Here is a 7,451-nt window from a genome sequence, read left to right as displayed (position 1 = left end):
CCGCGCCCGTCACGCAGTGACGCTGCGCCCCGATTGCGGCGTGGAAATCCTGATGCATGTCGGGCTGGAGACCGTGGCACTGGGCGGCCATGGCTTCACCGTGCACGTGGCCGAAGGCGACGCCGTGCGGGCGGGCGACGCCCTGATCGATTTCGACATGGATCTGCTGGCGGTCGAGGCCAAGAGCCTGCTGACGCCCCTGATCATCGCCGGCGGTCCGGCCGTCCAGGTGGTGGAGGCCAGGACGGGTGCCCGCGTGCGGGTGGGCGAGGTGCTGATGACCTTGCTGGTGCAGGGGGACGCCGGCACCGGCGCCGGGGCGGACGATCGCGCGCAGCGGGCGGAGCAGTCGGTGTTGCTGCCCCTGGTGCACGGCCTGCACGCCCGGCCGTCCGCCGTGCTGGCCGCCACCGCCAAACCCTTCGCGGCGGGCGTCTTCCTGGCCGCCCAAGGCCGCCGCGCCAACGCCAAGAGCGCTGTGGCCGCCATGGCGCTGGGCCTGCGCCATGGCGACGCCCTGACCGTGGTGGCGGAGGGCGGGGACGCCGCCGCCGCCGTGGCCGCCGTGGCCGCCGCGATCGCCGGCGGCCTGGGTGAGACACCGGTGGTACTTGCCGAGGCGCTGCCCGTGCCCTCCCTGCCCAGCGCCGCCGTGCCGCCGCACGATGAGCCGCAGGCGTTGGAGGCGCAGCCGCCGTTCGCCGCCGGCGAGACGGTTGTCATCCGCGCCGTGACCGCCGCGCCGGGCCTGGCCCTGGGTCGCGCCTTCCGCTTGCAGGATGAGGAGGTGGAGGTGTCGGCCACCGGCCTGGGCGCCGCCGCCGAGCAGCAGGCCCTGGACGGGGCCCTGGATCGCGTGCGCGCCCGCCTGGCCGCCGCCGTGGCCCATGCCGACGAGGCTCGCCAGACCCAGCGCCGCGACATCTTCCAGGCCCACCTGGCCATCCTGGACGATCCCGACCTGCTGGACGAGGCGCGGGCCGCGATCGCGGGGGGGGAGGGGGCGGGCCCCGCCTGGCGCGCCGCCACCGACCGTTCCGCCGCGGCGTTGCGCGCCCTGGGCAATCCCCGCATGGCGGAACGGGCCGCCGACCTGATCGACCTGCGCCGCCAGGTCATGCTGGCCCTGGCGGGGCGGGAACCGCAGCCGGTGATCCTGCCCCAGGGCGCCGTCCTGGTGGCGGAGGAGCTGATGCCCAGCCAGCTCAGCAACCTGGACGCCAGCCGCCTGGCCGGCTTCTGCACCGCGCGCGGCGGCCCCACCAGCCATGTCGCCATCCTGGCGGCGTCCATGGGGGTGCCGGCCCTGGTCGCGGGCGGTGCGGCGGTGCTGCGCATCCCCGATGACGCCCCCCTGATCCTGGATGCCGACCGGGGCCTCCTGCACGTGCAGCCGCCGGCCGACGACCTGGCCCGGCTGGAGCGGGAGACGGCGCAACGCAAGGCCCGGGCCGAGGCCAACCTGAGGGCGGCGGCGGCCGACTGCGTCATGGCCGACGGCACCCGTATCGAGGTCTACACCAATGTCGGCAAGGTGGCCGACGCGGTGAAGGGGGTGGCCAAGGGGGCCGAGGGCTGCGGCCTGCTGCGCACCGAATTCCTGTTCCTGGACCGCCAGACGGCGCCGGATGAGGACGAGCAGGCAGCCCAGTACCAGGCGGTGGCCACGGCGCTTGCCGGCCGGCCGCTGATCATCCGCACCCTGGACGTGGGCGGCGACAAGCCCTTGCCCTACCTGCCCCTGCCGCGGGAGGAGAATCCCATCCTGGGCCTGCGCGGCGTGCGCATCGGCCTGCGCCGGCCGGAGATTTTGCGTACCCAGTTGCGGGCCATCCTGCGTGTCCGTCCGGTGGGCCAGTGCCGCATCATGATTCCCATGGTGGCCACCCTGGATGAGGTGCGGGCGGTGCGCGACATGCTGGACCATGAGCGTGAGGCCCTGGGCCACGCCCCGCCGGTGCAGCTGGGCGTCATGGTGGAAACGCCGGCGGCGGCGGTGACCGCCGACCAGCTGGCCACCGAGGCCGACTTCCTGTCCATCGGCACCAACGACCTGACGCAGTACGTGCTGGCCATGGACCGGGGCAACCCCGACCTGGCCGCCCGCCTCGATGCCCTGCACCCCGCCGTGTTGCGCCTGATCCGCCAGACGGCGGAGGGCGCAGCCAAGCATGGCCGCTGGGTGGGCGTGTGCGGCGCCCTGGCCTCCGACCCCGCCGCCGCCCCCTTGCTGGTGGGCCTGGGCGTGACGGAGCTGTCGGCCACCCCGCCCACCATCCCGGACATCAAGGCGGCCTTGCGCCCGCTGGACAAGGCCGCCTGCGTGGCCCTGGCGCGGGAGGCGCTGGCGCAGGAATCCGCCGCCGCCGTGCGCAGCCTGCTGGCCCGCGCGGGTATGGTGGCATCCGTTACCGAGGGAGCCGCCTGATGCGCGACCGCTTCGCCGTGATACAGCAGCTGGGCCGCGCCTTGATGCTGCCCATCGCCGTCCTGCCGGTGGCCGGCCTGCTGCTGCGTCTGGGGCAGCCCGATCTGCTGGGCATCCCCTTCATCGCCGCCGCCGGCGAGGCCATCTTCACCAACCTGGGCCTGGTCTTCGCCATCGGCGTGGCGGTCGGCCTGGCGCGGGAGAACAACGGCGCCGCCGGCCTGGCCGGCGTGGTGGGCTTCCTGGTGGCGACGCAGGGGGCGCAGGCCCTGGTGCGCGTGCCGCCCGAGGTGGTGGCCGGCCTCACCGGAACGGCGTTGGACGCCGCCGCCACCAGCTACAAGATCAAGGCGGTGGCCAAGATCGGCGTGCCGGCCGGCATCCTGTCCGGCCTGCTGGCCGGCGGGCTCTACAACCGCTATAGCGAACTGAAGCTGCCGGAGTTCCTGTCCTTCTTCGGCGGCCGGCGCTTCGTGCCCATCGCCACCGGTTTCGCCGGCTTAGGCCTGGCGCTGGTCTTCGGCTTCGGCTGGCCGGTGCTGGAGGCCGGGCTGGACGGGCTCAGCCGCGCCGTGCTGTCCGCCGGCGACGTCGGCCTGTTCCTGTACGGCCTGCTGAACCGGGTGCTGATCATCACCGGCCTGCACCACATCCTGAACAACGTCGCCTGGTTCATCCTGGGCGACTATCACGGGGCCACGGGCGATCTGAAGCGCTTCTTCGCCGGCGACCCCACGGCCGGCGGCTTCATGGCCGGCTATTTCCCGGTGATGATGTTCGGCCTGCCGGCGGCCTGCCTGGCCATGTACCGCGCGGCCAAGCCGGAACGGCGCGCGGCCGTGGGCGGCATGCTGCTGTCCATGGCGCTGACCGCCTTCCTGACCGGCGTGACGGAGCCCATCGAGTTCACCTTCATGTTTGTGGCGCCGCCGCTGTACGCCCTGCACGCCGTGTTGACGGGCCTGGCCATGGTGGTGATGGACGTGCTGGGGGTGAAGCTGGGTTTCACCTTCTCCGCCGGTCTGGTCGACTACATCGTCAATTTCGGCAAGGCGACCCGGCCGCTGCTGCTGCTGCCCGTGGGGGTCGCCTACTTCGCCGTCTATTATACCGTCTTCGCCTTCGTCATCCGCCGCTTCGACCTGAAGACCCTGGGGCGGGAGGATGCGCCGGTGGCCGTCGTCTCCGCCCAGGCCCTGGCCGAAAGCGGCCGGGGGGGCGGCTTCGTCGTGGCGTTGGGCGGCGCCGGCAACATCCGCATGGTGGACGCCTGCACCACCCGTCTGCGGTTGGTGTTAGCCGACAACCGCGCGGTGGATGAGGCGGCGCTGACGGCGTTGGGTTCCCGGGGCGTGGTGCGGCCCAACGCGACGGCGTTTCAGGTGGTGCTGGGCCCCGTGGCCGACCAGGTGGCGGGCGAGATCCGCCAGGCGTTGACCCATCCGCCGGCTGGCGGCGCGGTCGCTGTGGCCGTGCCGGTGGTGCAGCCGGCGCCCGCGGTGGTGGCTCCGGCCCCCTTGCCCGACCTTGTTTCCGTGTTGGAAGCCCTGGGCGGCAAGGGCAATGTCCGGGCGGTGGAGGCGCGGGCCAGCCGCCTGCTGCTGACCGTCGCCAGCGACGCCGGGGTGGATGAGGGCCGCCTGCTGGCCCTGGGCCTGCGCGGCGTCGCCCAGCTGGGCGGCGGCCGTCTGCATCTGCTGACCGGGGCGCCCGCCGCCCCGCTTGCCGATGCCCTGGCGCACGCCATGGCCGGCGGCTGACCTCCGCCGGCGTCCGGCTGGTTCCCCCCAAGTCCCGTTCCATTCCCCGAGGGCGCCTTCCTATGCGACTGACGACTCTGCTTGTCTCCGGAGTGACCCTGATGGCCGCGAGCTTCGGCCCCGCCGCGTACGCCCAGCCAGGGGGCCGGCAGGCGGCCCTGATGCCCTTGCCGGCGGCCATGACCACGGGCACGGGGCAGCTGCTGGTGGACGGCGGCTTCACCGTGGCGCTGGCGGGGCCGGCGGATCCGCATCTGGAGGTCGCCGCCCATATCCTGATCCAGCGCCTGGGTGCGAAGACGGGGCAGTTCCTGGCCGGGGCGCCGGTGGCGGGCGTGAAGGCCACGCTGACCCTGACGGTCACCGGCGTCAGCGCCACCGTCCCGGCGCCCCGGGAGGATGAGTCCTACACCCTGAAGGTGACGCCCACCGGCGCCAGCATCACGGCGGCGACGTCCATCGGCATCAACCGGGGGATCGCCACCTTCGCGCAACTGGTGGCCAACGGGCCTCAGGGGTGGGCCGTGCCGGTGGTGACCATCCACGACCAGCCCCGCTTCCCCTGGCGCGGCCTGCTGCTGGACGTGTCGCGCCACTTCATGCCCGTCGCCACGGTGGAGCGCACCATCGACCTGATGCAGGCGGTGAAGCTGAACGTGCTGCACTGGCACCTGGCCGACAACCAGGGCTTCCGCGTGGAAAGCAAGGTCTTCCCCAAGTTGCACCAACTGGGGTCGGACGGTGACTTCTATACCCAGGACCAGGTGCGCGCCGTCATCCGCTACGCCGCCGACCGGGGCATCCGCGTGGTGCCGGAATTCGACATGCCCGGCCATACCACCGCCTGGCTGGTGGGCTATCCCGAGCTGGCCAGCCAGCCCGGCCCTTTCGCCATCGAGCGGCACTGGGGCGTCTTCGACCCCGCGCTGGACCCGACGCGGGAGGAGACATACCAGTTTCTGGATCGTCTCGTTGGCGAAATGACCAGCCTGTTCCCTGATCCCTACTTCCACATCGGTGGGGACGAGGTGAACGGCGAACAGTGGAAGGCCACCCCCGCCGTCCAGGCCTACATGACGGCCCATGGCCTGAAGGACACCGCCGCCCTGCAGGCCCTGTTCACCACCAGGGTCCAGGCCATCGTCGCGGCCCATGGCAAGCACGCCATCGGCTGGGATGAGATCATGGACGGCGACATGCCCAAGGATGTGGCGGTGCAGTCCTGGCGTGATGCGGAATCGCTGAAGAAGGCGGCGCTGGCCGGCCATGCCGGCATCCTGTCCGCGCCCTACTACCTGGACCTGAACTGGCCGGCCGGCCGCCACTACGCCGCCGACCCCATGCCGGATAACCTGCCGGCGGGGCTGGAAAGCCTGATCCTGGGTGGCGAGGCCTGCGCCTGGAGCGAGCGGCTGTCGCCGGAGAACCTGGACATCCGCCTGTGGCCCCGCGCCGCCGTGGTGGCGGAAAAGCTGTGGTCGCCCCGGGCCATGACCGGTGACGGCGCCGCTATGTACGCCCGCTTGGACGCGGTCGCCCGCGACCTCGCCTCGGCTGGGTCGCGGCATGAGTCGGCCGGTGCCGCCATGCTGGCCCGGGTGGCGGGGCCGGCCGGGGTGGATGCCCTGCTGCCCCTGGCCCAGGCGGTGCAGCCCTTGCAGGACTACCGGCGCTCGGCGCTGCGCCCCGATGCGGTCCAGTCCACGCCGTTGAACCGCCTGGTGGACGCGGTGCCGGCGGAAAGCGGCCAGGCGCGCGCCTTCGGTCTGGCGGTGGAGCATTTCCTGGCCAACCCCAAGGATGTCCAGGCGCGGGCGGCGGTGTGGCGGCCGCTGATGGTCTGGGCTCAAGGCGACACCCTGCTGGGACCCCACGTCGCGGCTACGCCGCTGCTGGCCGAACTGGCTGGTCCGTCGGCCAAGCTGGCCCGTTTGGCCGATGCCGGCATGGCCGCCGCCGAGGCGCTGCACACCGGCAAGCCGATGGTGGACCGGGCCGGCAGGGAAAAGGCGGTGGCGGACGCCGCGGACGCCGGCGCGGAGTTGGAGTTCGCCATCCTGCCGGCGGTGGCCCGGCTGGTGAAGGTGGCGCCTTGACGTTCCATCCCGAGGAATGAGGCAACTAGCCCAGGATAAGGGCACCTGCCCCTTGACCCGGGGGCCCCGTTAGTGGCGCGCCATCCGCAATGCCCCTCCGTCGCATTGCCGCCCTGACCGTGCTGACGGTAGAAGGGTGCGGCACATCGCCTATCTGAAATAGTTGGCCGGTGGCGGCGGGGATTGCGGGGCGGGAGCTTCAAGCGGATGACGCAGATGGAACCTACGGCGGGCGCCCGGCCCGACGCTGGTCAGGGCGCGGGTGTCGATGGCGTGGCGGAGCATGGTCACGGCCATGTCCACGGCAGTGCCGGCGCCTTGCTGCTGGGCGCCTTGGGCGTGGTCTTCGGCGACATCGGCACTTCGCCCCTCTACGCCATGCAGACGGCGCTGGGCGCCGTCACCCACCACGGCCGCCTGCCCAGCGAGGGCGACGTGCTGGGGGTGGTCAGCCTGATCATCTGGGCGCTTATCCTGATCGTCGCGGTGAAGTACGTGGCCCTGGTGCTGCGGGCCGACAACGAAGGGGAGGGGGGCATCCTCTCGCTCCTGTCCCTGGTGCACCCGCCGAACGCGAAGGAAATGGTGCCCATGGTGGTGTTCCTGGGCATCTGCGGTGCCGCCCTGCTGTTCGGTGACGGTGCCATCACGCCCGCCATCTCCGTCCTGTCGGCGATGGAGGGCCTGGGCGTGGTGGACAAGCACTTGGCCGCCGCCGTCCTGCCGCTGACGGTGGCGGTGCTGATCGGGCTGTTCGCCATCCAGCACCGGGGCACCGGTGTCATCGGCCGGCTGTTCGGTCCCGTCATGGCGCTGTGGTTCACCGTGCTGGCCGGCATGGGGTTTTACCATGTGGCGCAGCGGCCCGACATCCTGATGGCCTTCAACCCCCTGTCGGCCGAACATCTGCTGGTGCACGCGCCGGGTGTGGCTTTCGCCGTCTTCGGCGCCGTCTTTCTGGCGCTGACCGGGGCGGAAGCCCTGTACGCCGACATGGGCCATTTCGGCGCTGGCCCCATCCGCCGCGCCTGGTTTGTCATCGTCTTCCCGGCCCTGGTGCTGAACTACCTGGGCCAGGGCGCCTTGCTGCTGGACCGGCCGGGACGCGTGGACACCCCTTCTACCGCCTGGCGCCGGAAATGGCGCTGGTGCGCTGGTCATCCTGGC

At 72.2% G+C, this 7,451-nt stretch carries 4 protein-coding genes; all 4 read left to right on the top strand.

All coding sequences use genetic code 11. From position 1 onward, the window contains the following. Positions 1-2,428, top strand: a 2,428-nt coding sequence (gene ptsP, locus I55_RS15805) for a phosphoenolpyruvate--protein phosphotransferase (protein WP_044561546.1), incomplete at its 5' end; no start/stop codon positions are given. Further along, the gene (gene nagE, locus I55_RS15800; RefSeq protein ID WP_085940022.1) at positions 2,428-4,188 is read left to right on the top strand and encodes an N-acetylglucosamine-specific PTS transporter subunit IIBC; all 1,761 of its coding nucleotides are present in this window, start codon (positions 2,428-2,430) and stop codon (positions 4,186-4,188) included. The genes ptsP and nagE, both read left to right, overlap by 1 nt. A 101-nt stretch (positions 4,189-4,289) precedes the next feature. Then, positions 4,290-6,284: a beta-N-acetylhexosaminidase gene (locus I55_RS15795; RefSeq protein WP_044561544.1), complete on the top strand. Its 1,995-nt coding sequence runs from the start codon at positions 4,290-4,292 to the stop codon at positions 6,282-6,284. A gap of 216 nt (positions 6,285-6,500) precedes the next feature. Next, the coding region (locus I55_RS15790) for a KUP/HAK/KT family potassium transporter (RefSeq protein WP_199902612.1) at positions 6,501-7,451 on the top strand (951 nt) is incomplete at its 3' end.

It is taken from the genome of Azospirillum sp. B4, assembly GCF_000333275.1.
Lineage (GTDB): Bacteria > Pseudomonadota > Alphaproteobacteria > Azospirillales > Azospirillaceae > Nitrospirillum.
Note: the sequence above shows the minus strand (reverse complement) of the source record. Positions and strands in the feature narration are given on the sequence as shown.

Excerpts from the sequence above, each read along its gene's own strand:
- nagE (WP_085940022.1), top strand. The coding sequence starts at position 2,428 with ATGCGCGACCGCTTCGCCGTGATACAGCAGCTGGGCCGCGCCTTGATG.
- I55_RS15795 (WP_044561544.1), top strand. The coding sequence starts at position 4,290 with ATGGCCGCGAGCTTCGGCCCCGCCGCGTACGCCCAGCCAGGGGGCCGG.